Here is a 23,152-nt window from a genome sequence, read left to right on the forward strand (position 1 = left end):
GGCAGGATAACATGCTAGCCAGAACCATAGGCTTTTCGATCCGGCAACGATGGCTCGTCCTCGCGGTCGTCGCGCTCCTCTGCGCGATCGGCGCGTGGAGCGCGACCAAATTGCCCATCGACGCCGTTCCCGACATCACCAACGTCCAGGTCCAGATCAACACCAAGGCGGAAGGCTATTCGCCGCTCGAATCCGAGCAGCGCATCACCTATCCGATCGAGACCGCGATCGCGGGCATCCCGAACCTCAACTATACCAGATCGATCTCGCGCTACGGGCTCAGCCAGGTCACCGTTGTCTTCGAGGACGGGACTGACATCTATTTCGCGCGCCAGCAGGTCAACGAGCGGCTCCAGGCCGCGCGCGGCCAGCTTCCACCCGGGATGGAGCCCGAAATGGGCCCGATCTCGACGGGTCTCGGCGAGATCTTCATGTTCTCGATCGAGGCGGAACCGGGCGCGCGAAAACCCGACGGTTCGCCTTATACGGCGGAAGACCTCCGGACGATGTCCGACTGGGTCATCCGGCCGCAGATGCGCACGATCCCGGGGGTCGCCGAGATCAACACGATCGGCGGCTACGCCCGCCAATATCATGTGACCCCCAACCCGGCCTCGCTCGCCTCGCTCAATCTCTCGCTCAACGATGTCGTCACCGCACTCGAGGCCAATAATGCCAACCGCGGCGCCGGTTATGTCGAGCGCAGCGGCGAACAGATTCTGATCCGCGTGCCGGGTCAGGCCAATAATGAGCGCGACCTGTCGCAGATCATCGTCACCACTCGCGGCGGGGTTCCGATCCGGATCGCCGACGTCGCCGATGTCGCGATCGGTTCGGGGCTCCGCACAGGCGCCGCGACGGAAAATGGCAAGGAAGTCGTCCTTGCCACGGTCTCGATGCTGATCGGCGAGAATCCGCGCGTGGTCGCGCAGGCCTCGGCCGAACGTCTCGTCGAGGCCTCGCGTGCCCTTCCGAAGGGCGTCGTTGCCAAGCCGCTCTACGATCGCACCGCGCTCGTCGAGCGGACGATCTCGACGGTGCAGAAGAACTTGGCCGAAGGCGCGCTCCTCGTCATCGTGATCCTGTTCCTCCTGCTCGGCAATTTCCGGGCGGCGCTGATCACGGCGGCGGTCATTCCGGTCGCGATGCTGATGACGCTGACGGGCATGCTCCAGACGCGGACATCGGCGAACCTCATGAGCCTCGGGGCGCTCGACTTCGGCCTCATTGTCGACGGGGCCGTCATCATCGTCGAGAACTGCCTCCGCCGGCTCGGCGAGGCCCAGCACAGGCTCGGGCGCCTGCTCGATCGCGACGAACGCTTCGGGCTCGTCGCCTCGGCCAGCGCGGAGGTAATCAAGCCGAGCATCTTCGGCATCATCATCATCACCGCGGTCTATCTGCCGATCTTCGCGCTCGAAGGCATCGAGGGCAAAACCTTCCATCCGATGGCGATCACCGTCGTCCTCGCGCTTACCGCCGCACTTCTGCTGTCGCTCACCCTGGTTCCGGCCGCGGTGGCGCTGTTCGTGACCGGCAAGGTCGAGGAAAAGGAGAACTGGCTGATGCGCGGTCTCGGCAAGGGCTATCGCCCGATGCTCGACCGCGTCCTCAATTGGCCGAAGGCTGCACTGGCTGGTGCTTTGGTGCTTGTCGCGCTGAGCGGCGTGGCGGCGACCAGTCTCGGGTCCGAGTTCATCCCGGACCTCGACGAAGGCGATATCGCGATGCACGCGATGCGTATTCCCGGAACGAGCCTGACCCAGTCGATCGCGATGCAGGAGGCGCTGGAGAAGAGGATCAGGCAGTTCCCCGAAGTCGAGCGGGTGTTCGCGAAGATCGGAACACCCGAGGTCGCGACCGATCCGATGCCGCCATCGGTCGCCGACAATTTCATCATGCTCAAGGACCGGAAGGAGTGGCCCGACCCAAGGAAGCCGCGCGACCAGCTTGTCGCCGAGCTCAACAAGGCGGTGAACGAAGTGCCGGGGAATAATTATGAGTTCACCCAGCCAGTAAAGATGCGCATGAATGAGCTGATCGCCGGCGTTCGCGCCGACGTGGCAATCAAGCTGTTCGGCGACGATCTCGATCAATTGCTCGAATCGGGGCAGGCGATCGAGGAAGTCGCCGGCGGAATTGCGGGCGCGCAGGACGTGAAGCTCGAACAGGTCACCGGCCTGCCTATGCTCTCGGTGACGCCTGACCGCGACAAGCTCGCGCGCTACGGCGTCAGCATGGAAACGGTGCAGGATGCGGTTTCGACAGCGACCGGCGGCCGTCAGGCCGGCGAGCTTTTCGAGGGTGACCGCCGCTTCGACGTGATCGTCCGGCTTCCCGAGGCCATTCGCACCGATCTCGCATCGCTCGGGAATCTCCCCGTTGCACTTCCGGCCGGCGGCTTCGTGCCGCTTTCGGAGCTGGCGGAGATATCGCTCGCGGCGGGGCCGAACCAGATCAGCCGCGAAAATGGCAAGCGCCGCGCGGTGATCACGGCCAATGTCCGGGGGCGCGATCTGGGTTCGTTCATCGACGAGCTCACGCAAAAGGTCGAAGCTGAGGTCGTGCTGCCCGATGGCTACTACATCGAATATGGCGGGACGTTCGAGCAGCTTCAGTCCGCGACCGAACGGCTTCAGATCGTCGTACCGCTGGTGCTGGTGCTGATCTTCGGCCTGCTGTTCATGCTGTTCGGTACGGTGCGCGATGCGGCGATCGTCTTCTCGGGCGTGCCTCTGGCGCTGACGGGAGGGGTCGCGGCGCTGGCGCTGCGCGACATTCCGCTCTCGATCTCGGCGGGCGTCGGCTTCATCGCTTTGTCCGGGGTAGCGGTGCTGAACGGCGTGGTGATGCTCTCCTTCATCAAGGATTTGCGCGAACGCGGAAAAGCCCTCGTTGATGCGATCCGCGAAGGCGCCCTGACCCGCCTCAGACCGGTGATGATGACCGCGCTGGTGGCGTCGCTCGGGTTCGTACCGATGGCGCTCAATGTCGGGGCTGGGTCCGAGGTGCAGCGGCCGCTGGCGACTGTCGTCATCGGCGGGATCATCTCGTCGACGATCCTGACGCTCCTGGTGCTGCCTGCGCTCTACCTTCTGGTCCATCGACGGACCGCGAAGGCCGAAGAGGAAGAGTTGGCGCGCCCGAGCGGCGTGCCCAGCCCGGCACGCTGAGGCCCTCCCGGATGGCCGCCATTCCCCCCTGTCGGCGGCAACCGGGAGTGCTGACTGGGGCGGAACCCAAGCGGGTTCCGCCTCCTTTTAGGGATGGTGAGGATTGAGGAACTTGCAATGAATGAAAAAGCATCCGGGAGCGAACGCGAAAAGCGAACGCTCCAGATCGTTCTCGTCCTGAACGCGGCTATCGCGATCGCCTTCCTCGTGACCGGCGGGCTCGGCGATTCGAGCGCGCTCATCGCCAATGGGCTCGACAATCTGTCCGACGCCGCGGTCTATGCCTTGAGCCTCGTTGCGCTCAGCCACGGCCTGAAATGGAAAACCCGTGCTGCCACGGCATCGGGCGTCATGCTGCTGGTCTTCGCGGCCGGCGTCCTGTTCGATGTGGGACGCCGCTATTTCGAAGGCAGCGAACCGATCGGTCCGACGATGATGATCATGTCGGCGGTCGCTGCGGTGGTGAACTATGCTTGCCTGAAGCTCTTGCAACGCATTCAGGATCCGGACGTCAACCTCAGAGCCGCGACAACCTTCAGCTACAACGACTTCATCTCGAACGGCGGCATCCTGATCGCGGGTGTCCTCGTCTGGTGGCTCGGTACGAACTGGCCGGACCTTCTGGTTGGATTTGCGACTGCGCTGATCGCTATCAAGGGCGGGATCGAAATCCTCCGCGACGCCCGCCAAGAGACCAAACAGCAGAGAGGCTAGAGCATGTGAGGCGTCTCGGATCGGCGGATTAATGTTCGAACCTCTGCGAACAACGTCGCCGATCCTGCCCTAGAGGCACCCGACAGCTCGCTCTCATCATATTACGTCCTTATTACGCGAGGCAAAAATCGAGCCCGCGTAACGACGCATATTACGCCGCCATTCGGCGTAAGTGTCTGAAATTGTTAGGAAAACTGGAGCGGGCGAAGGGATTCGAACCCTCGACCCCAACCTTGGCAAGGTTGTGCTCTACCCCTGAGCTACGCCCGCTCTGGCGGCTGGAAACTGGTCGGTTCCAGCGGGTGAGGCGGGCGATTAGCACCGGCCTTTTGACTCGGCAACCCCTGATTGTGCATTTTCTCCGAAGGGTTGGCATATCGCCGGAAATTCCCACATAAGCGGGGAAAGAGTCTTTCCATCGTCACAGAAGCGACGGGAAATCAAAACAGGAGCATGTTTGCGTGGCCACGCTCGGTCTGAACCCCACTGAAAAAGAAGCCGTCGAAGCCTTTCGCCGTGACGTCGTCGAGCCATCGATGTCCAGCCTCGTAATTCTCGACTTCTGGGCCGAATGGTGCGGACCGTGCAAGCAGCTTGCGCCTGTGCTCGAAAAGGTCGCGGCCGACTACGCCGACAAAGGCGTCATACTCGCCAAGGTCGACGTCGACGCGAACGGCTTCATCGCCAGCCAGTTCCAGGTCCAGTCGATCCCGACCGTCTATGCGATCTTCCAGGGCCAGCCGGTTGCGAATCTGACCAATGCGCGGAGCGAGAGCCAGCTGAAAGCGATTCTCGATCAGTTGCTCGCGCAGCTTCCGGTCGAAAGCGCCGCAAAGGATCTGGCGGTCGAAATCGCGCCGTTGATCGAGATGGGCGAATCGGTGCTCGCCGAGGGTGACGGAGCGCGCGCCGTCGGCATCTTTTCGCAGATCGCCGAGATGGCGCCCGACAATGCGGCCGCGCGCGGCGGGCTGATTCGGGCGCTGCTGCTGACGGGCGATACCGAGGGCGCGGGGCTCGCGCTCGATGCAGTGCCCGCCGAGATTGCGGGCGATCCCGCGATCGTGCAGGCGAAAAGCGCGCTGGCGCTCGCCGCCGACGCGCCCGACGCGAGCGAGCTGGCGGGCTTCGAGGCCGCGGTCGCCGCGAATCCCGACGACCATCAGGCGCGTTTCGACCTCGCCGCCGCCGAAATCGGTGCCGGACGGCGCGACGCCGCCGCCGACAATCTGCTCCATATCATAGCCGCCGATCGCGAGTGGAACGACGGCGCGGCACGTACGAAGCTGTTGTCGCTGTTCGAAGCCGTCGGCCTCGAGGATCCGTGGGTCGCGGCGCAGCGGCGCCGCCTGTCGCTGATCCTGTTCGGCTGATGGGCGCGACCGCTCCCCTGCATACCATCCAGCGGATCGCGATCTTTCCGCTGCCCGGCGCGGTGCTGTTCCCGGGGCTGCATTTGCCGCTTCATATCTTCGAACCGCGCTACAAGGCGATGGTGCAGGAGGTGCTGGCGCGCGACCGGCAGATCGGGATGATCCAGCCGCGCCAGATCCCCGGCGAGGAAAATGTCGAGCCGCCCGCGCTCTACGACGTCGGCTGCGTCGGGCGGATCGTCGATGTCGAGGCACTCGACGAGGGCCGCTTCAACCTCGTCCTCGAAGGTGTCGCGCGCTTCCGCGTCCGCCGCGAGCTCGACGTCACGACGCCGTTCCGGCAGGTCGAGGCCGAGATCGAGGTCGAAGCCGAAGAGGACGCCGTCCTCGCCAGCATCGAGCGCGCAAGCCTTGAGCGTGAGGCGAAGCGCTTTGCGGCGCGGCAGGGTTATGTCGTCGACTGGGATTCGGTCGGCCAGCTTGACGACGCGACGTTGGTCAACGGCATCGCGCAGGTCGCGCCCTTCGACGCGGCCGCGAAGCAAGCGCTGCTCGAGGCGAGCCCGATCGACGCGCGCGCCGAACTGGTCGTCCAGATGATGAAATTCTTCGGCCGCTTCGACGGCGAGGACGGACGCGCGACGTTGCAGTGATCCAGGCGGTGGAGAATCAGTGCGGTTTGGCGCCGGCAAGCCGCGCCATCTCCGCGAAGGCACGGCGTACCGTATGGCGGTCGGCCTCGCCAAGCCGTTCGACCAACGCCTCGGTGTGGGTAAGCTGGCGCCGGACGAGGACGCCTTCGTCGCGCACCTTTGCTGCAACCCGCGCCGGCGCCGCCGCGCCGCGCGGCGTTCGCAGCAGCGCCGATTGCCGGCGCGACGTCCATTCGGCGACGAGCCGGTCGGCGACGAGCGCCGCCATTCCGTCCGACGCGGCCTGCTCGGTCGCTTCCTCGGCCGCCGGATCGACGAGCCATTCGTCGACGCCCTCGTCGGCGAGCGCCTCGTAGGACAAGGTGGCGGCGACCTGCCGACGCCCCGCGCAACGCTGGTCGCCGTGCAGGCGGAGGCGAAGCGCCTGCAGTTCGGCGCGAATCTGCCAGTTCACATAGGTGGTGAAGCGCGCCCGCGCGGGGTCATAATGGTCCGCTGCGCGGTGCAGCGCGATCGCGCAAGCCTGGTGCGCGTCCTCAGCGACGTCCGACAAGCCGTAGGTGCGCGTGAAATAGCGGATGCGCGGCGCCGCCAGCCTGGCGAGCTGCGCAAAAGCGCGGTCGACACGGGCGCGGGCGCGGGCACCCGGCGCGGCTTCGAGCGCGGCGCGCGCCTGGATCAACGCGGTGACCGCCTGTTCGAGAGCATCGCTTTTCGCTGACATGATCGTTCCCCCATCGAGGCCGTCCGGCGGCCGTGCGACAGGGATAGGCGGCGATGGTTAGCGGGCGCATGGCGCGCGCCTAGGTAATAATACCTATATTTCGGCGCCCGCGAGCAGGCGCGGGAGGTCGCCAGCTTCACCGCGCGCCTCGTCCATGAAGAAGCGCTTGAGCATCGGCATTCGCTGGACTGCGCCGAGCCCCGCGCGGCGGACCGCCGACGCGGTGCGGCCGGGGATCCCGAACAGGCGGGTGAGCCCGTCGGTCGCGAGGCTGACCATCAGACTGTCGAGTCCGCGCCAGCGCTGGTAGCGCGCGAGAAGCGCCGCATCGCCGAGATCGAGCCCCAGCCGCGCACCCTCGACAAGCACTTCGGCAAGCGCGGCGACGTCGCGCAGGCCAAGGTTGAGCCCCTGCCCCGCGATCGGGTGGATCCCGTGCGCCGCGTCACCGACGAGCACGATGCGGTCGCCAACGATCTTTGCGCTGTGATGGAAACCGAGCGGATAGGTCATGCGCGGCGCGACGAGGGCCATCGACCCGAGCAGGTCGCCGGCGCGCTTTTCGAGTTCAGCGGTAAAGCCGCGATCGCCGAGCTTCGCGAAGCCCGGCCCGTCCTTCTCGGACACCGTCCACACGAACGCCGAGCGGTGGCGCCCCTGGTCGTCGTCGACGAGCGGCAGCAGCGCGAAGGGCCCGGAGGGGAAGAAGATTTCGTGCGCGACATTGCCGTGCGACTTGCTGTGCGCCACGGCGCCGATCATCGCGTGGTGATGATAGGACCAGTTCGCGATGCCAAAGCCCGCCGCATCGCGCGTCGGTGACCGGCGCCCCTCGGCGACGATCAGCAGCGGCGCGGCGAGCCTGGTGCCGTCGCCAAGCGTCAATGTGACGCCATGAGTGCCCATGTCGCGATGGATGACTGTTGACGGCATGAACAGCCGCACGAGCGGCGCTTCGCCAAGCGCCGCCGCGAGCGCAAGGCGAAGCTGGCGATTCTCGACCATCGTGCCGAGCGCGCGGTCCTCGGGCGACGTCACGAAGTCGAGTTCGCCAGCCTGTCCGCCATCGCTGACCTTGATCGCATGGATCGCACAGCCATGCCCGGCGAGCCGGTCGGCGATCCCCAGCACCTCGAACATCTGCCAGGTCGCGCTGGCGATCGCCGAGGCGCGCCCGTCGAAGCCCGGGGCGATCGTCGCGACCGGGTCGGCCGGATCGACGATCTGCGACGACAGGCCATGATGCGCCAGCGCCAGTGCCAGCGCCTGACCCACAAGGCCGCCGCCGGAGATCAAGACATCGCTGCGCAGAATTTCGGTCATGGATTGGCCCTAGCATCTTTCCCGCCGAAGGAAAGATTTCCCACCATCACGCCAGCCCGGTTTTCGGCTAAAGCCGCTCGGCCTGCACGATGCTGTCCGACGCGCGCAGCGCCGAAAGGATGCGCATCACATGGTGGACGTCGCGCACCTCGACGACGACGTCATAGGTATGGAAGCCGCCCTCGCGGTTCGACAGGCGCAAATTGGTGATGTTCGCCGAATTGGCGGCAAGGATACCCGACATTTCGGCAAGGGTGCCGGGTTCGTTGAGGATCACGACGCACAGCCGCGCGTTGCCGCCTTCGCTATCCTCCTGCCACCTGAGGTCGATCCAGTCGGCGTCGACACCGTCGGCAAGCCTGGGGCAGTCGATGACATGCACCTCGATCCCCTCACCGGGGCGCGACAGGCCGACGATGCGATCGCCCGGCACCGGATGGCAGCAATCGGCAAGCTGGTAGGCGACCCCGGGGGTCAGCCCCGCGATCGACACCGCCGCGCCCTGCGCCAGCTTGCCAGGCTTGGTCTTCATCTCGGCGGTGATGCCGGGGACGAGCGCCTCCAGCACCGCATTGTCCGACACCCGCTGCTTGGCGATCGCGACATAGAGCGCGCTGTCGTCCTCGAGCTTGAGCCGCGTCAGCGCCGCCGCGCGCGCCTTGTCGCCGACCTTGTTGGGCAGCCGCGCGACGATCTCGTCGTACATCTTGCGGCCGAGCGCCGCGAGTTCGACCTTTTCCTTCGAGCGGACATGGCGGCGGATCGCGGCGCGCGCCTTGCCGGTCACCGCGAAGCCGAGCCAGGCCGGCTGCGGCGTCTGCTTGTCGGAGGAAAGAATCTCGACCGTGTCGCCGTTCGCCAGCTGCGTCCGGAGCGGCACGAGCCGGCCGTTGACCTTCGCCCCCACGGTGCGGTCGCCCAGCTTGGTATGCACGGCATAGGCAAAGTCGACCGGGGTCGCGCCCTTCGGCAACTGGTGCAAACTCCCCTTCGGCGTGAAGGCGAAGATGCGGTCCTGATACATCGCGATGCGGGTATTTTCGAGGAATTCTTCGGGATCGTGGGTCTGTTCGAGGATCTCGAGCAGATCGCGAATCCACCCCGCCTGCCCATCGGGCGCCGCGCCGCCCTGCTTGTACGCCCAATGCGCGGCGAGCCCGAATTCGGACTGCTGGTGCATGCCCAGGCTGCGAATCTGGATCTCGATCCGCATATTCTGCTGATGCATGATCGTCGTGTGCAACGACTTGTAGCCGTTGCGCTTCGGGGTCGAGATATAATCCTTGAAGCGGCCGGGAACCATTTTCCATTTGCGATGGATCAGTCCCAGCGCGGCGTAGCAATCGGCGTCGGACGGGGTGATCACGCGAAAGGCGATGATGTCGGTCACCTGCTCGAAGCTGACGTGCCGCTCCTGCATCTTGCGCCAGATCGAATAGGGATGTTTCTCGCGCCCCGAGACCTCGGCCTCGATCCCCGCCTCCGCCAGCAGATCCTTGATCTCGCGGCTGATCGCGGCGACCTTGTCCTTGCCGCCCGCGGTCAGCTTGGCGAGGCGGCCGGTGATTGTCGCATAAGCCTCGGGTTCCAGCTCGCGGAACGCCAGCAGCTGCATCTCGCGCATATATTCATACATGCCGATCCGCTCCGCGAGCGGCGCATAGATATCCATCGTCTCCTTGGCGATGCGGCGGCGCTTGTCGGGATTCTTGATGAAATGCAGCGTGCGCATGTTGTGCAGCCGGTCGGCGAGCTTGACGAGCAGCACGCGAATGTCGTCGGACATCGCGAGCAGGAACTTGCGCAGATTTTCGGCGGCGCGCTCATTCTCGGTCTGCGCCTCGATCTTCGAAAGCTTGGTCACGCCGTCGACGAGCCGCCCGACGTCGCTGCCGAACAGTCGCTCGATCTCGTCGGGGGTGGTCAGCGTGTCCTCAAGCGTGTCGTGGAGCAGCGCCGTAACGATCGTCTCGCTGTCGAGGTGCAGGTCGGTCAAAATCCCCGCGACTTCAACCGGATGGCTGAAATAGGGGTCGCCCGAGGCGCGCTTCTGGCTACCGTGCTTCTGCACGGTGAAGACATAGGCGCGGTTGAGCAACGCCTCGTCGACGTCGGGGTCATAAGCGCGCACGCGCTCGACAAGTTCATATTGCCTGAGCATCAAGCCCAATGTCGTTCATGCGGGCGCAATTGCAATGCGAAATCTGCTTGCGCGGAGCGCGAGGTCGCCGCAATTTTGCTAAGTCTCGTCAAAAGCTTCGTTCACCGGAGTGGGCCGGGCGGCGGCGGAGAGGGGAGAGCATTCACGCGCCGCCCGGCCGGCCGGCTTATTTTACGCTGTTGCAGCGTGCCAGATCGTCGGCCTCGAGCGCCTTTCCGTCGGCGACGAAGCTCTTCACTTCGCCGGCCTTCTTGGCGAGCCCCGTGCAGATGAGCAGCGGCCGGCTCGTGCCGCGGCCGGCACCGCAATTCGCGCCGTCGCAAACCCAGACGACATCGCGCGCGACGAACTTGGCCGTCGGCGCCGGGCCGGCGAGCTCGGCGCGGTAATAGCTGCCGCCGGCGGCGTTCGCCGCGACGGGGGCAAGCGCGCCAAAGCCGGCGAGCATGGCGCCGGCGACCGCCAGCAGGGGCGCCGGCGAAGAAAGCTTGATCATGGGGAGTCCTTCCTGTTTTGCGCAACCCGAAGGGTTGCAAAATGCAATTGGGTTTGCGGGTTGCAAAATGCAACTAAGGGTCCATATTTTTTTGTGCGAGGGGCAAAATTACGTTAGGGCATGGGGCATGGGAAAATTACGCGAACCGCTGAACGACATTTACGGCAACAACTGCGCGCTGCCGCTCGCGCTGGAGGCGATGGGCGAGCGGTGGTCGTTCATGATCCTTCGCGCCGCCTTCAACGGGGTCCATCATTTCGAGGAGTTCCAGCAGGAGCTCGGGATCGCGCGCAACATCCTGTCGAACCGGCTGTCGAAGTTGGTCGATCATGGCATCATGGCGCGCGAGGTGATGGCCGAGGATCGCCGCAAAGTGCAGTATCAGCTCACGCAGAAGGGCATCGAACTGCTGCCCGCGATGATCGCGCTGCGCCAGTGGGGCGAGAAATGGGGCGCGGGCGTGCCGTCGACCCCCGTGCTCGTCGACACGCGCGACGAGCAGCCGATCGGACCGGTGATGATCACCGCGCACGACGGCCGCTCGCTGGCTTATGGCGAGCTGGTATGGAAACATCGCTCCGAATTGCAGCCGCTCGGTCAGGCGCGCGTGCGAATGGCGGCGGTCGCGGCCGAATGATCGCTGCCGCCCCGCGCGCAAAGCCTTTGATCCAGCCCCGTTGACCATGGCGACCAAGCCCGCCTCCGCATCCGTGTCGGCATCCTCCTCGATGCCTTTGTTCGGCTTTTCGTCGCCGGGTCCCTTTTTCGGCAACAAGGTGCGCGCCTTCTGGAATCTCCAGATCCTCGGCTGGGCCGCCTGGCTCGGTCTGCGCGGGGTGTCGGGTCTCGCCAACGGCCAGCCCTTCACCTTCCTGATCCCACAGACGATTTCGGCGATCACCGGCTTCTCGCTGACGCTGATCTTGTCGGTCTGCTATCGTGCGCTGATCAATCGGCGGCCGATCCTGATGTGGGGGGTCAGCTTCGGGCTCGCGGGCCTCGCCGTCGCGCTCTGGGCGTTCATCGACGCGTGGGTCGCGCAGATCCAGAATCCGGCGAGCGAGGCGGGCTTCACCAGCCTGCTGCTTGGCGCGATCTATATCGATGCGACCTCGCTCGGCGCCTGGTCGGCGCTCTATTTCGCGATCAACTATTTCCTCCAGCTCGAGGAACAGAACGACCGGATGCTGCGGCTCGAGGCGCAGGCGGCGTCGGCACAGCTCGCGATGCTGCGTTATCAGCTCAACCCGCATTTCCTGTTCAACACGCTGAACAGTATCTCGACGCTGGTGCTGCTCAAGCAGTCCGAGCCCGCGAACGCGATGCTCTCGCGCCTTTCGGCCTTCCTGCGTTACACGCTTGCCAACGAGCCGACCGCGCAAGTCACGCTGGCGCAGGAGATCGAGACGTTGAAGCTCTATCTCGATATCGAGAAGATGCGCTTCGAGGACCGGCTGCGCCCGCATTTCCGCATCGACCCCGCGGTCCAGCGCGCGCGCCTGCCCTCGCTGTTGCTCCAGCCGCTGATCGAGAATGCGATCAAATATGCCGTCACGCCGCAGGAGGAGGGCGCCGACATCACGCTCTCGGCTCAGCTTGCCGGTCAAAACGTGCGGATCACCGTGTCGGACACGGGGGCGGGATTGTCAGAGGGAAGCGTTGATCCCACCACGGGCGCCGTTGCAACGGAATCGACCGGTGTGGGTTTAGCCAATATCCGGGACCGGATGGCGCAGGCTTATGGCGACCAGCAGCGGTTCGAGGTGCAGTCGGGCGCCGATGGCGGTTTCACGGTGATTATCGAGTTTCCGTTTCAGCCCGATGGACAAGTGACGACGATTGGAACCGAACGGACATGACGATCAGAACCATCCTGGTGGATGATGAAAAACTGGCGACCCAGGGCCTGCAATTGCGGCTCGAAGCGCATCCGGATGTCGAGGTAGTCGACACCGCGCAGAACGGCCGCGAGGCCATCAGAAAGATCAAGACGCACAAGCCCGACCTCGTCTTCCTCGACATCCAGATGCCGGGGTTCGACGGCTTTTCGGTGATCCAGGGTCTGATGGAGGTCGAGCCGCCGCTGGTTGTCTTCGTTACCGCCTATTCGGACCATGCCATCCGCGCGTTCGAGGCGCAGGCGGTCGATTATTTGGTCAAGCCGGTCGAGCCGGAACGGCTGGCCGACGCGCTCGACCGCGTCCGCCAGCGCCTCGCCGAAAAGCGCGGCGCGGCCGAGGTCGAGCGGCTGAAGACCGTGCTCGCCGAAGTCGCACCCGAAGCGGTCGAGGATTATGACGCCGAGGTTCAGACCGACGCGCATGCCGCCGACCGCTATGAAAAGATGATCAACATCAAGGACCGCGGCCAGATTTTCCGCGTCGACGTCGACAGCATCGAACGCATCGACGCCGCGGGCGACTATATGTGCATCTACACCGCCGACAATTCGCTGATCCTGCGCGAGACGATGAAGGATCTGGAAAAGCGGCTCGATCCGCGCAACTTCCAGCGCGTGCATCGCTCGACGATCGTCAACCTCAGCCAGGTCAAGCAGGTCAAGCCGCACACCAATGGCGAATGCTTCCTCGTGCTGGGCTCCGGCGCACAGGTAAAGGTCAGCCGCAGCTACCGCGACGTGGTGGCGCGGTTCGTCCACTGAGTCAGCGAAAACAAACCTCGTCATTGCGACCCCGGCGGAATCCGGGGAAAGCAGTCCACAGTGAGTTTACGCGCGCGCTGGATTGCCGCGTCGTTCGCTCCTCGCAATGACGAGCTTTTCTAAAGCTGATGCCCGGTCCTATCCCGCTTCGTCGCGAGATACTGCTCGTTATACTTGTTCGTCGGTAGCGCGAGCGGGATGCGCTCGACAACGTCGACACCTTCCTTCTCCAGCCGCGCGACCTTCTCCGGATTGTTGGTCATCAACCGGATACGCGGGATGCCCAGCAACTCCAGCATCCGTCCCGCAATCGCGAAATCGCGCGCCTCGACCGGGAAACCCAGCCTGAGGTTGGCGTCGACCGTGTCATACCCCTGATCCTGCAGCGCATAGGCGCGCAGCTTGTTGACGAGCCCGATCCCGCGCCCTTCCTGCCGGAGGTAGAGCAGCACACCCCACGGCGCGTCGGCCATCGCGTGCAGCGCGGCATGAAGCTGCGGGCCGCAATCGCATTTGAGGCTGCCGAGCACGTCGCCGGTCAGGCATTCGCTGTGCAAGCGGACCACCGGCGGATTATGATCGCGCCTGCCGATGACGAGCGCGACATGGTCGGAGGCTTCCTCGGGGCTACGAAAGGCGACGATCTCGGCCGTTTCGCTCGCCTCGACCGGCAAGCGCGCACGCGCCGCAATCTCGAGCCGCGACGGGTCGAGCAGCGCGGCGACGTCATCGACCGAACATTCGGTCTCCGCCGCACCCTTCGCTTCGCGGACAAAAAAGGCGGGGAGGAGGCCAGCGTGACGCGCCATCGTCATCGCCGCGCTGGCCGCCGCCTCGCCGCCGGTCGCAATCGTTTGGAACGGCCCTTTGAGCGGGTGGGCGAGATCGAGCGCGGGGTCGGCGATCGCCAGCGCGGCGGCGACGGTGTCGGCCGCGCCCGCGAGCCGCACCGGCCCCGGCGTCGCGGCGGGACGCTGGTTGGTGAGCTTGAGCGTCACCGCGCGTTCGCCCGACAGCAGCAGATCCTCGCTTCCGAAGTCGCTCAGCGCCGCATCGCGCGCGCTCTCGACCGCGAGCAGATCGAGTGCGCCGTCGGCGCCGGTCACGCGGAATGTCCAGCCACGGCGTAGCGCGTCAATCGCGCGCGCGGCCCTCCGCGCGCGCGGCTGGTCGGCGACCTCGCTCAAAAGGCGAACTCCGTAACGATGGGGATGTGATCCGAGGGGCGCTCCCAGCTCCGTGCGGGCTGGACGGTACGGTGCGCGACCGCCTTTGCCATCAGGTCGGGAGTGACCCACATATGGTCGAGCCGGCGGCCGCGATTCGAGGCTTCCCAGTCCTTCGCGCGGTAGCTCCACCAGGTGAAGAGCGGCGCCGGCGCCTCGACGAAGTGGCGGCCGAGATCAATCCAGTTCGACGCGGACTGCAACCGTGCAAGCGTTTCGACCTCGACCGGCGTGTGGCTGACGACGTCGAGCAATGCCTTGTGGTTCCACACATCGCTTTCGAGCGGCGCGACATTGAAGTCGCCGGTCAGGATCGTCGGCGTATCGACGAGCGTCGCCGACCATTCGGTCATGCGGCCGAAGAAATCGAGCTTTTGCCCGAATTTCGGATTGAGGTCGCGGTCGGGAACGTCCCCGCCGGCGGGGATATAGACATTGTCGAGCCGCACGCCCGACGGCAGCGTCACGCCGATATGGCGTGCCTCGCCATTCGCCTGCCAGTCATATTTACGCACTTCGGTCAGCGGCACGCGGCTGACCGTCGCGACGCCATGGTGCATCCGCTGGCCGTTGGTGACGATATGCGTGTAGCCGAGCTGTTCGAACATGGCCTTCGGGAAAAGGCCGCATTCGACCTTCGTCTCCTGCAGGCAGAGCACGTCGGGCGCTTCCTCGCGCAGGAATTTCTCGACGATGCCGATGCGGGCGCGGACGCTGTTGATGTTCCACGAAGCGATGCTGAAGGTCATTCGGCTGGCTCTATCGGCGCAGCGCGTCGTTAGCAACGGAGCGCGAGCGGCAAAAACGAAACGCGCAAACATAAACCCCCGTTCCAGGGGCGGTGGAACGGGGGTTCAAGGTCAGCGTTCGTCACGCTCTTGAATGAAGATGCCTGGCATTCCGGCTGGGGCAACAGGGGGAAACCCAAATCCGGAGGCCGTGGCGGCGTCTTCAAGAGTTGTTTAGCCCGGTTTCCCTGTCGCCAAGCTGAACAGCGTGCCATCGCCTGTCGTTCGTCGGCTCTGAAGCGCCGTTCGTCGAAGCATCCCGATCACACCTTCTTGCGCGGACGCGGATCGGTCCATTTGAAGGCGGAATCGGCGACCGCGACGTTGAACTTCTGGTTGCTGAGGTCGATGCGCGTGCGGTTGTTCTGCGAATCGAGCGCGACCCAGCCGCGCAGACGCAGGCCGGCCGGCGCAGACCCGTCGCGGATGAACACCATCGTGATCGTGCCATATTCGGGGCGCTTCGGATCCTTGACCTCGACGCTCAGCACCTCGTCGCTGCCGGTCGGAATGACCTTCGCATATTTCGACAGGTCGCGTTCGGGATCGAGCAGCGCACCGAGCGGCGAATTCTTCACCGGCCAGCTTTGCACCTGCCGCACCTGATAGTCGATCATTGTCAGCCGGCTGCCGTCGCCGACGATCAGCAGCGGCACATCCTTCTGATACTGGAAGCGGATCTTGCCGGGGCGCTTGAGGGTCAGCTTGCCCGACAGGCGCTGGCCGTTGCGGTCGGTCTGGACGAAATCGGCGGTCATCGAGCTCGTCGCCTTGAGGTGCGACTGCACCGACGACAACGTGCTGGCCGACTGCGCGATCGCCGGCGCGCCGATCGCGAAACCCGCGGCAAGCGCCGGAACGAGGGTGAAGGCCGCAAGGCGTTTGAGCTTGGTCTGGAAGATCATCGGGCTCTCTATTCTGCAAAGTGTCGGCCGGACATGGCGCGCGGGCATTGAACCCGCCCTGAACCCCGGCTTTAGATGCTGTTCAAGTCACAAGCGCGGCGTTGGTTCCCTTACCGCTGCTGGCCGTACTGGTCGGTCAGCACATCGCGGCGGCCGACATGGTTCGGCGCGCTGACAATGCCTTCCTCTTCCATCCGCTCGATCAGGCGCGCGGCGCTGTTGTAGCCGATCCGCAATTGTCGTTGCAGCCAGCTGGTCGAGGCCTTCTGGCTTTCGGCGACGATCTGGCAGGCCTTCGCATACATGCGGTCCTCGGCGCTGTCGCCGCCCGCCGGCGCGCCCTCCATCGCGAAGCCGCCGTCCTCGGGGTCTTCGGTGACGCTTTCGATATAGTCGGGACGGCCCTGGCCCTTCCAGTGATCGGCGACCGCGCGCACTTCGTCGTCGGATACGAAGGGGCCATGAATGCGCGTGATCTGCTTGCCGCCGGGAACGTAGAGCATGTCGCCCTTGCCGAGCAGCTGTTCGGCGCCCGCCTCGCCGAGGATCGTGCGGCTGTCGATCTTCGAGGTGACGTTGAAGCTGATGCGCGTCGGAAGGTTGGCCTTGATGACGCCCGTGATGACGTCGACCGACGGACGCTGCGTTGCGAGGATCAGGTGGATGCCGGCCGCGCGCGCCTTTTGCGCAAGGCGCTGGATCAGGAACTCGACCTCCTTGCCCGCGGTCATCATCAGGTCGGCCAACTCGTCGACCACCACCACGATCTGTGGCAGCGGCGCATAGTCGAGCGTCTCCTCCTCATAGACCGGCTGGCCGGTGTCGGGGTCGTACCCCGTCTGGACGCGGCGGCCCAGCGACTTGCCCTTGGCAAGCGCGCCGCGCACCTTGTCGTTGTAGCTCGCGAGGTTGCGGACCGACAGCGACGACATCATCCGGTAGCGGTCCTCCATCTGCTCGACCGCCCATTTGAGCGCGCGGATCGCCTTCTTGGGCTCGGTCACGACGGGCGCGAGCAAGTGCGGGATGTCGTCATAGACGCTGAGTTCCAGCATCTTGGGATCGATCATGATCATTTTTACCTGGTCGGGACCTAGGCGATAGAGCAGCGACAGGATCATCGCGTTGAGGCCGACCGACTTGCCCGAGCCGGTGGTGCCCGCGATCAGCAGGTGCGGCATCGGGGCAAGGTCGGCGATCATCGCGTCGCCGCTGATATTCTTGCCGAGGATGATCGGCAGCGCGCCGGTCTGGTCCTGGAACAGCGCGCTGCCGATGATCTCGTGCAGCACCACCGCCTCGCGGTGGGCGTTCGGCAGCTCGATACCGATGACGGTGCGGCCGGGGATCGGCGCAATGCGCGCCGACAGCGCCGACATGTTGCGCGCGATGTCGTCGGCGAGGTTCGACACGCGGCTCGCCTTGGTGCCCGGCGCGGGTTCGAGTTCGTACATGGTCACGACGGGGCCGGGACGCACCGCCGTAATCACGCCCTTGACCTGGAAATCCTCGAGCACCGATTCGAGCAGGCGCGCATTGCGTTCGAGCGCCGCCTTGTCGATCGCGCCCCCCTGCCGCTCGGGCGCGGGGGCGAGCAGGTCGATCGAGGGGAGCTGATAGTTGGTGAACAGCTCGGTCTGCGGCTTCGCCTTGGGCTTCGACGGCGCGGCGCGCTGCACCGGTTCGGCGATCTCGGGCGGGGCACGGTCGATCGGCTCGGCGCGCGGGCGCGGGCGGATCACGCGCTCCATCAGGTTGGGCGCCCTCGCACCGCCGTCGTCGGCGCGCGCGGGCTCCACAATCCGTCCCCCTTCGGCCGCCGGAAGCTTCAGCCGCGACGCCCATCCCTTTTCGAGCCGCAGCGCGCGGAAGGCGAGCCAGAGGCCGATCCCGACGAGCAGCAGGATCGTCCCGAAGCGGGCGAGCGCGGCGACGGGGTCGCCCGCCAGCTCGAACAAGGGCGTCACCGCCCCGCCGACGACGAGCGCGATGATACCGCCCCAACCCGCGGGCATCGGCGCGCCGTTCGCGGGCGCCCATAGTTCGGCGCCGAGCCCGACGAGCAATATACCCGTAAAGCTATAGGCGAGCTGGCGCGGCCAAAAGGGCTGCGGCTCGCCCGCCCATAGCCGCCACGCCATGATCCCGAGCAAGGGGAGCAGCAGCACGATCGGCGCCCCGCCGATCGACAGGCCAAGGTCGGCGAGCCACGCCCCCGCGCCGCCCATCCAGTTCGCGGCATTGCCGTTCGCGGCGGTATTGAGCGCCGCATCGGTGCTGTCATAGGTCAGGAAGGCGAGGGTCAGGAAGATCGTAAAGGCGGCCAGTCCCACCGCCGCCGCTATGACGAGGCTGCGCGCGATGCTCTGGCGAAAAATGGTGCGCCAATCGGCCTTTCCGGCGACGGGCTTGCGGCTGGCCATGCTGTTTTCGGTCCCCATGGGTGAGTGCAGGGCGATATGCGCATGGGGCGGACTCGCCGTCAAGCGAGCAGGGGCCCCGGTAAAGGTCAGGCCGGACGCGATCCGGCTTCCGCCTCTGCTGGCGACGTTTTGGACGCCGACTGTCGCAGGGGGTCGGTACGCTTGCGCAACGGGCGCCGTGCCGGGCCTGCGACGCTCAGTTCGCGTAGAGCAAGGGCGGCCGCCACGCCGCCTGATCGACCTCGTCGCGGACCTTGTAAACCTGGCCCTTGCTGTTGAGGAACAGCTTTTCCATCTCGCTCCGCGTGAACGGTCGCGAACCGACGCGGCCGAACACGGCGATCTGCCCGCCGCTCTCGTCGACCCCGCGGTCGCGGTCGAGACCCTTCGACAGCGCGATCGCCGGCGAGGGGGTCTTCGCCCACGCGATCAGCTCGGGCGTCGGCTTCGGCGAGAAGCCGTAAAGGCCGGGATTGTCGGGGCTGGTCAGCTGCAGCACCTTGATGCCGTTCCGGCCGTCGGCGACATAGGCAAAGAGCGAGGCGTTGGTCGACGCGACGATCACATCCTCGGCATCATCGAGCTTGCCGTCGAAGGTCAGCGCGGGCCAGACGACCGGCGCCGCGGGCTGCGTCACGTCGACGATCACCAGGCCGTCGGCCTTCGCCGCGACATACATATACGTCCGCGCGAGATAGATTTTCCGCGCATTGGCAAGCCGCACATTGCCTTCGGGCACCGGCACCGGCTGCGCCATGTTGGTGATGTCGAACAGGCTGACACCCCCGGCATCGGTGATCCAGAGGTAGCGGAACTGCACCGCGCTGGCGCGCGCGTCGGCCAGCGGCAACTGCGCCGTGACCTTGGGTTCGAGCGGCGCCGACAGGTCGACGACGACGAGCCCGGCGTCGGTGGTGATATAGGCGTAATTGCCAGCCAGCGTGACATGCCTCGCGCCCTTGAGGACATTGTCCGGATTCCACGTCAGCGCGCGCGTCAGCTTGTTGTCGCGGAATTCGCCGTTCGCCATCGTGTCGATATCGACGAGGACCAGCCCCTCGACGCTGTCGGTGATCACCGCGTAGCGATAGAGCGGGTGGAAGGACTGTTCGTGATTCTCGGGGAAATCCTTCACGATATGGTCGTTGCGCGAGATGCTGATCGGCTGGTTGGTGCCGATCGCCATGCAGGTCGCGTTGGTCGTCTTGACATGCGTGTCGTGACCCAGCGGCGAGAAGGGCGCGCGGACGATGCGTTCGGAGAAGCCCTTGTTGCCGATCGAGGCGACGTCATAGACGCGGAAGCCGCCCTTGCCCTCGGCGACGAACATATATTCGCCGCGCTGTTGCAGGCAGTTCACGCGGCCGCTCGTGCCCTGGTTGATGTTCGCAAATTCCTCGAGCGCATATTTCTCGCCCGAAATCTTCTTGTCGAACACCTTGCCGCGCACCCAGTTCTTGAGCTCGCGGCCATTCTTGTTGACGTGCATGTCCCAATAATCGGGATAGGCATATTTCTGCAGATAGCTGCCGATGACCGCCTGCGGCTCGTCCCATTCGGTGACGCGCGTCGCCTGGAAACTGTCTTCCTGCCCCGACCAGACGTTGAGCCCGACGAAGTTCACGAAGTTGGTGCCCATCAGCAAGAGCTGCGACATGATCGCATTATTGTCGTCGGCTTCGGACAGGTGGCAGTCGGTGCATTGCTTGGTTTCCTGACGCCGTACCGTGTGCGGGAAGTGCGGTGCGAAGGCCTGGCTCGAGAAGCCCGCGGCCGAAATGGGCGGCTGTTGCACATAGATGCGCTCGCGATTGAGGTTCGTCGACGACAGGATCAGTGCCGAGGTAGATCGTACCGGCGTGATGATCCCGCGCACCTCGCCGTTCGGGCCGGGTTCGCCGGGCTTGGTCAGCATGTGGCGGCCGAGCTGGAACATCTCGTCGCGCGCCACCTGCGGGTTGTAGGTCGCAAAGTTGCGTGTCTCCTCCCCCTCGAAATGGTGCATCTTGGTCTTCCAGTTCGCCTCGATCGGCAAATGGCAGCCGCCGCAACTCGTCGTCCATGAGAGGTGGCAGGTGAAGCAGGTCATCTTGTCGTCGCCGTGCGCGCGATCCTCCTTCGCGACGCCGGGGCCCCATTCGAACTTGCCGTCGTCGGCACCCGAGCGCGACATCAGTTTCGCGCGCGCCGCCTTCGCATTGAAATGCGGCCCCGGGGTCACCGCCTGCTTGACGAGGCTGACCTGCCATTCGAGCTTTGGATCGACGATCGAGCGCTGGATCAGGCCCGTGACCTCGCCATCGTCATTATACTGGAATTCGAAGCGGCGGCGCCCGTCGCTGTTGCGCAGCAGCGCCAGATTTGTGCCCTGCGGCCGCGCCGCGACGTTCGACGTGAGCAGGTTCGGCAACGCATCCGCGGTGCCGTGGCAATCCTTGCACCCGATCTCGACCGCGTTCGCGACCTCGCCCTGGATATAGCCGTTGCCGTGCGCATCTTGCGCGAAGTGGCAGTCGGCGCACTGCATCCCCTTTTCGGCGTGGATGTCCATCATGTGCACCGCCTTGCCGGGGTTGAGGCCCGGCGGCACGAACTTGCCCTCGCGGCCGTCGGGGGCCGCGGTCGACAGGCAGAGTTCGCGCTCCTTCGCCTCGGTATAGTGGCTGCAGCTCTTGCGCCATTTCTCGGGATCGGCGGGGTCGACAATATGCGCCTTGTCGGTGCCATAGGTCGACATATTGCCCTCGGCATCGAGCAGATTGCCGTTGCGGTCGCGCTTGAAGATGCCGCGGAAGTTCCAGCCGTGGCCGTGATAGTCGGCGAACTGGGTGTTCTGGTTGGTGTCGTTGACATCATAGACGTCGCGCAGGAACTCGACGTCGGACCATAGCCCGCGCGTCGCCGCCCCTTCGGGATTGCGTTCGAGCGTCTTGTGGACCTCGGCCGCGGTCGGATAATGCTGCTGCTTGTATTTCTTCTGATAGTCCTCGTCGCTCATCCCCGGCGGGCGCGGCGCGGTGTTGTTCGGCCCCGGCCACATCTGCGGCGCGTCGGACTCATAATCCCACATCGTGTAGCCGAGGTAGGAGTTCAGGAAGATGTTCGGCTGGTGCATGTGGCACGTCATGCACTGCGCGGTCGGGATCGCGCGCGTGAAGGCGTGTCCGATCGGGTGGCCCGATTCGAGGCGTTCCTTCTTTGCCTGGGCCTGCGGTCCGGCCTTTGCGGCGGCGGGGTCGACGAGCGCGCCATGCTGGTCCGGGTCGGGCGCGTGCTGCGCGCCGTCGCCATGGTCCGCCGCGCCGCCGCCATGGGTGTCGCCGTGCCCGCCGCCATGCCCGTCATCGTCGGGCTTCCATTTGCGGTCCCGGATCGTCGGGTCGACCGTCGCGGTCTCGCCGTCGCGGCCATATTGCGCATAGATCAGGCTGTGCCGCGGCTCGCGGTCGTTGGCATAGATGACGTGACAGCCCGCGCAGCCCGAATGGCGATAGTCGCCCGGCTGGTCGTTGGTGCCCATGAACCACATGAAGGGATCGTTGAGGCGCGTCTTGTGAATGTTGAGCACGGGGATCGCGACGCGCAGCCCGGTACCCGGACCGCGGTTCGACTGTTTAAGGTCGGGGCGGCCCGGCTCTTCGAGGCGCTGGATGCTGCCGCTCGGGTTCGGCAGGCCGATTTCGGCGAACTGTGTGTTGATGTTGCGCCCGCCGCGCTCGAACACGCGGAAGACGTCGCCCGGCGGAATCACGCTCCAGCGCGGGAGCGGATACATTTTCGCCAGCGCGCCGCGTTTCTTCTCGGCATCGGTCAATATCTTGTCGAAACCGAAGCTCGGCTTGCACGCCTCGGCATATTCCTCCTTCGTCAGCCGCGACGAGGGCGAAAGGATGCACGCGGGTTTGCCGTCGCGCGTATAGGCCTCGCCGAAGATGTAATTCTTGTAGGGGACGATGCCGTTGTTGTACGCGGCGCCGCCCCACAGCATCGCGCCGGTCGACATCAGCGAACGCTCGGTCGCCTCGATCACCTCGAGGTGGCACGCTCCGCACGCCTCCCGCGCGACGCGATAGTCGCTGGGGTTGACGAAACGGATATATTCGGGCGCTTCCTTGTTGAGCAAAGTATAGCTGCGCTTCGGGTTCGCGGGACTGTCGCCCCACGCGCCTGGCAAGGTCGGTTGCGGGTGCGCGGCCTTCTTCGCCGCGAGATTATAGGCGCTTTCATAGCCGAGTTCGGGCTTGCCGAAGGCTGCGGGCGAGGTCGAATCGCCGCCGTGGCAATCGGTGCAGCCGAGCCGCACCGCGGGCGTCTTGTGCATCGTCGGCTGGTCGGTGCGGACGTGGCAGCTATAGCAACCCGCCGATTTACCGGCCATTTCGGCCTCGCTCTGCTCCTTCGGTGCCGGGGGCGTGAAGCGATAGACGACCTTGACCGGCTTTTCCTCCTCGGACGCGCGCACCGCCTGGCCGCCGAACGCCAGCGCCATCATCAGGAAAGCGAAGAGAGCGAAGAGCTTGCGCGCCATCGG

16 protein-coding genes and 1 tRNA gene are annotated in these 23,152 nt (G+C 65.3%); 7 read left to right on the plus strand and 10 right to left on the minus strand.

From position 1 onward, the window contains the following. The first annotated feature begins 11 nt into the window (after positions 1 to 11). A complete protein-coding gene (locus QOL79_RS18550) occupies positions 12 to 3,173 on the plus strand; it encodes an efflux RND transporter permease subunit (protein ID WP_058455312.1) in 3,162 nt (1,053 codons plus the stop codon). 117 nt (positions 3,174 to 3,290) lie between these two features. Beyond that, positions 3,291 to 3,887, plus strand: coding sequence for a cation efflux transmembrane domain-containing protein (locus tag QOL79_RS18555; RefSeq protein ID WP_283420344.1), 597 nt, complete (start codon positions 3,291 to 3,293; stop codon positions 3,885 to 3,887). Between the two features lie 195 nt (positions 3,888 to 4,082). On the opposite strand, the gene QOL79_RS18560 is transcribed toward QOL79_RS18555, so the two are convergent. Then, positions 4,083 to 4,157, minus strand: a tRNA-Gly gene (locus tag QOL79_RS18560). Positions 4,158 to 4,348: 191 nt separating this feature from the next. Here QOL79_RS18560 and QOL79_RS18565 point away from each other — a divergent pair. Both QOL79_RS18565 and QOL79_RS18570 read left to right on the plus strand, forming a co-directional pair. Next, on the plus strand, positions 4,349 to 5,260 hold the full coding sequence (locus QOL79_RS18565; protein ID WP_283420345.1) for a tetratricopeptide repeat protein: 912 nt from the start codon (positions 4,349 to 4,351) through the stop codon (positions 5,258 to 5,260). Beyond that, positions 5,260 to 5,913: an LON peptidase substrate-binding domain-containing protein gene (locus QOL79_RS18570; protein WP_204993440.1), complete on the plus strand. Its 654-nt coding sequence runs from the start codon at positions 5,260 to 5,262 to the stop codon at positions 5,911 to 5,913. Before QOL79_RS18565 ends, QOL79_RS18570 begins: the two co-directional genes overlap by 1 nt. 16 nt (positions 5,914 to 5,929) lie before the next feature. Here the strand turns inward: QOL79_RS18570 and QOL79_RS18575 are convergent, their stop codons facing one another. The 4 genes from QOL79_RS18575 to QOL79_RS18590 form a co-directional block, all read right to left on the minus strand. Next, complete coding sequence (locus tag QOL79_RS18575) at positions 5,930 to 6,637, minus strand: sigma factor (RefSeq protein ID WP_283420346.1); 708 nt, start codon at positions 6,635 to 6,637, stop codon at positions 5,930 to 5,932. A gap of 93 nt (positions 6,638 to 6,730) precedes the next feature. Continuing rightward, a complete protein-coding gene (locus tag QOL79_RS18580) occupies positions 6,731 to 7,960 on the minus strand; it encodes an FAD-dependent monooxygenase (RefSeq protein WP_283420347.1) in 1,230 nt (409 codons plus the stop codon). Between the two features lie 67 nt (positions 7,961 to 8,027). Next, positions 8,028 to 10,121, minus strand: coding sequence for a RelA/SpoT family protein (locus QOL79_RS18585; RefSeq protein WP_058456042.1), 2,094 nt, complete (start codon positions 10,119 to 10,121; stop codon positions 8,028 to 8,030). Between the two features lie 166 nt (positions 10,122 to 10,287). Then, the gene (locus QOL79_RS18590) at positions 10,288 to 10,617 is read right to left on the minus strand and encodes a CC_3452 family protein (RefSeq protein ID WP_282950250.1); all 330 of its coding nucleotides are present in this window, start codon (positions 10,615 to 10,617) and stop codon (positions 10,288 to 10,290) included. Between the two features lie 127 nt (positions 10,618 to 10,744). Here QOL79_RS18590 and QOL79_RS18595 point away from each other — a divergent pair, with 127 nt between their 5' ends. The 3 genes from QOL79_RS18595 (at position 10,745) to QOL79_RS18605 (ending at position 13,279) form a co-directional block, all read left to right on the plus strand. Next, a complete protein-coding gene (locus tag QOL79_RS18595; protein WP_058455974.1) occupies positions 10,745 to 11,254 on the plus strand; it encodes a winged helix-turn-helix transcriptional regulator in 510 nt (169 codons plus the stop codon). Positions 11,255 to 11,345: 91 nt separating this feature from the next. Beyond that, on the plus strand, positions 11,346 to 12,476 hold the full coding sequence (locus QOL79_RS18600; protein ID WP_058455973.1) for a sensor histidine kinase: 1,131 nt from the start codon (positions 11,346 to 11,348) through the stop codon (positions 12,474 to 12,476). Beyond that, complete coding sequence (locus QOL79_RS18605; RefSeq protein WP_283420348.1) at positions 12,473 to 13,279, plus strand: LytR/AlgR family response regulator transcription factor; 807 nt, start codon at positions 12,473 to 12,475, stop codon at positions 13,277 to 13,279. The genes QOL79_RS18600 and QOL79_RS18605 overlap by 4 nt, the downstream gene beginning before the upstream one ends. Before the next feature lie 119 nt (positions 13,280 to 13,398). On the opposite strand, the gene ribA is transcribed toward QOL79_RS18605, so the two are convergent. The 5 genes from ribA to QOL79_RS18630 form a co-directional block, all read right to left on the minus strand. Further along, positions 13,399 to 14,466 (minus strand): GTP cyclohydrolase II, encoded by a 1,068-nt coding sequence (gene ribA / locus QOL79_RS18610; protein WP_283420349.1) that lies wholly within the window; start codon positions 14,464 to 14,466, stop codon positions 13,399 to 13,401. Next, positions 14,463 to 15,254: an exodeoxyribonuclease III gene (locus QOL79_RS18615; RefSeq protein ID WP_283420350.1), complete on the minus strand. Its 792-nt coding sequence runs from the start codon at positions 15,252 to 15,254 to the stop codon at positions 14,463 to 14,465. Before QOL79_RS18615 ends, ribA begins: the two co-directional genes overlap by 4 nt. A gap of 302 nt (positions 15,255 to 15,556) precedes the next feature. Further along, the gene (locus QOL79_RS18620) at positions 15,557 to 16,198 is read right to left on the minus strand and encodes a LolA family protein (RefSeq protein WP_283420351.1); all 642 of its coding nucleotides are present in this window, start codon (positions 16,196 to 16,198) and stop codon (positions 15,557 to 15,559) included. A gap of 110 nt (positions 16,199 to 16,308) precedes the next feature. Next, positions 16,309 to 18,621, minus strand: a complete 2,313-nt coding sequence (locus QOL79_RS18625) for an FtsK/SpoIIIE family DNA translocase (protein ID WP_283420352.1) — start codon at positions 18,619 to 18,621, stop codon at positions 16,309 to 16,311. Positions 18,622 to 18,817: 196 nt separating this feature from the next. Beyond that, complete coding sequence (locus tag QOL79_RS18630) at positions 18,818 to 23,149, minus strand: hypothetical protein (protein ID WP_283420353.1); 4,332 nt, start codon at positions 23,147 to 23,149, stop codon at positions 18,818 to 18,820. Between the last annotated feature and the right edge of the window lie 3 nt (positions 23,150 to 23,152).

This window comes from Sphingopyxis sp. Geo48, from assembly GCF_949769155.1.
In the GTDB taxonomy this organism is placed as follows: domain Bacteria; phylum Pseudomonadota; class Alphaproteobacteria; order Sphingomonadales; family Sphingomonadaceae; genus Sphingopyxis.

Bases quoted from the DNA above. Each gene is read 5' to 3' on its own strand.
- QOL79_RS18550 (WP_058455312.1), top strand. From the start codon at position 12: ATGCTAGCCAGAACCATAGGCTTTTCGATCCGGCAACGATGGCTCGTC.
- QOL79_RS18555 (WP_283420344.1), top strand. From the start codon at position 3,291: ATGAATGAAAAAGCATCCGGGAGCGAACGCGAAAAGCGAACGCTCCAG.
- QOL79_RS18570 (WP_204993440.1), top strand. From the start codon at position 5,260: ATGGGCGCGACCGCTCCCCTGCATACCATCCAGCGGATCGCGATCTTT.
- QOL79_RS18575 (WP_283420346.1), bottom strand. From the start codon at position 6,637: ATGTCAGCGAAAAGCGATGCTCTCGAACAGGCGGTCACCGCGTTGATC.
- QOL79_RS18580 (WP_283420347.1), bottom strand. From the start codon at position 7,960: ATGACCGAAATTCTGCGCAGCGATGTCTTGATCTCCGGCGGCGGCCTT.
- QOL79_RS18585 (WP_058456042.1), bottom strand. From the start codon at position 10,121: ATGCTCAGGCAATATGAACTTGTCGAGCGCGTGCGCGCTTATGACCCC.
- QOL79_RS18590 (WP_282950250.1), bottom strand. From the start codon at position 10,617: ATGATCAAGCTTTCTTCGCCGGCGCCCCTGCTGGCGGTCGCCGGCGCC.
- QOL79_RS18595 (WP_058455974.1), top strand. From the start codon at position 10,745: ATGGGAAAATTACGCGAACCGCTGAACGACATTTACGGCAACAACTGC.
- QOL79_RS18600 (WP_058455973.1), top strand. From the start codon at position 11,346: ATGCCTTTGTTCGGCTTTTCGTCGCCGGGTCCCTTTTTCGGCAACAAG.
- QOL79_RS18605 (WP_283420348.1), top strand. From the start codon at position 12,473: ATGACGATCAGAACCATCCTGGTGGATGATGAAAAACTGGCGACCCAG.
- QOL79_RS18615 (WP_283420350.1), bottom strand. From the start codon at position 15,254: ATGACCTTCAGCATCGCTTCGTGGAACATCAACAGCGTCCGCGCCCGC.
- QOL79_RS18620 (WP_283420351.1), bottom strand. From the start codon at position 16,198: ATGATCTTCCAGACCAAGCTCAAACGCCTTGCGGCCTTCACCCTCGTT.
- QOL79_RS18625 (WP_283420352.1), bottom strand. From the start codon at position 18,621: ATGGCCAGCCGCAAGCCCGTCGCCGGAAAGGCCGATTGGCGCACCATT.
- QOL79_RS18630 (WP_283420353.1), bottom strand. From the start codon at position 23,149: ATGGCGCGCAAGCTCTTCGCTCTCTTCGCTTTCCTGATGATGGCGCTG.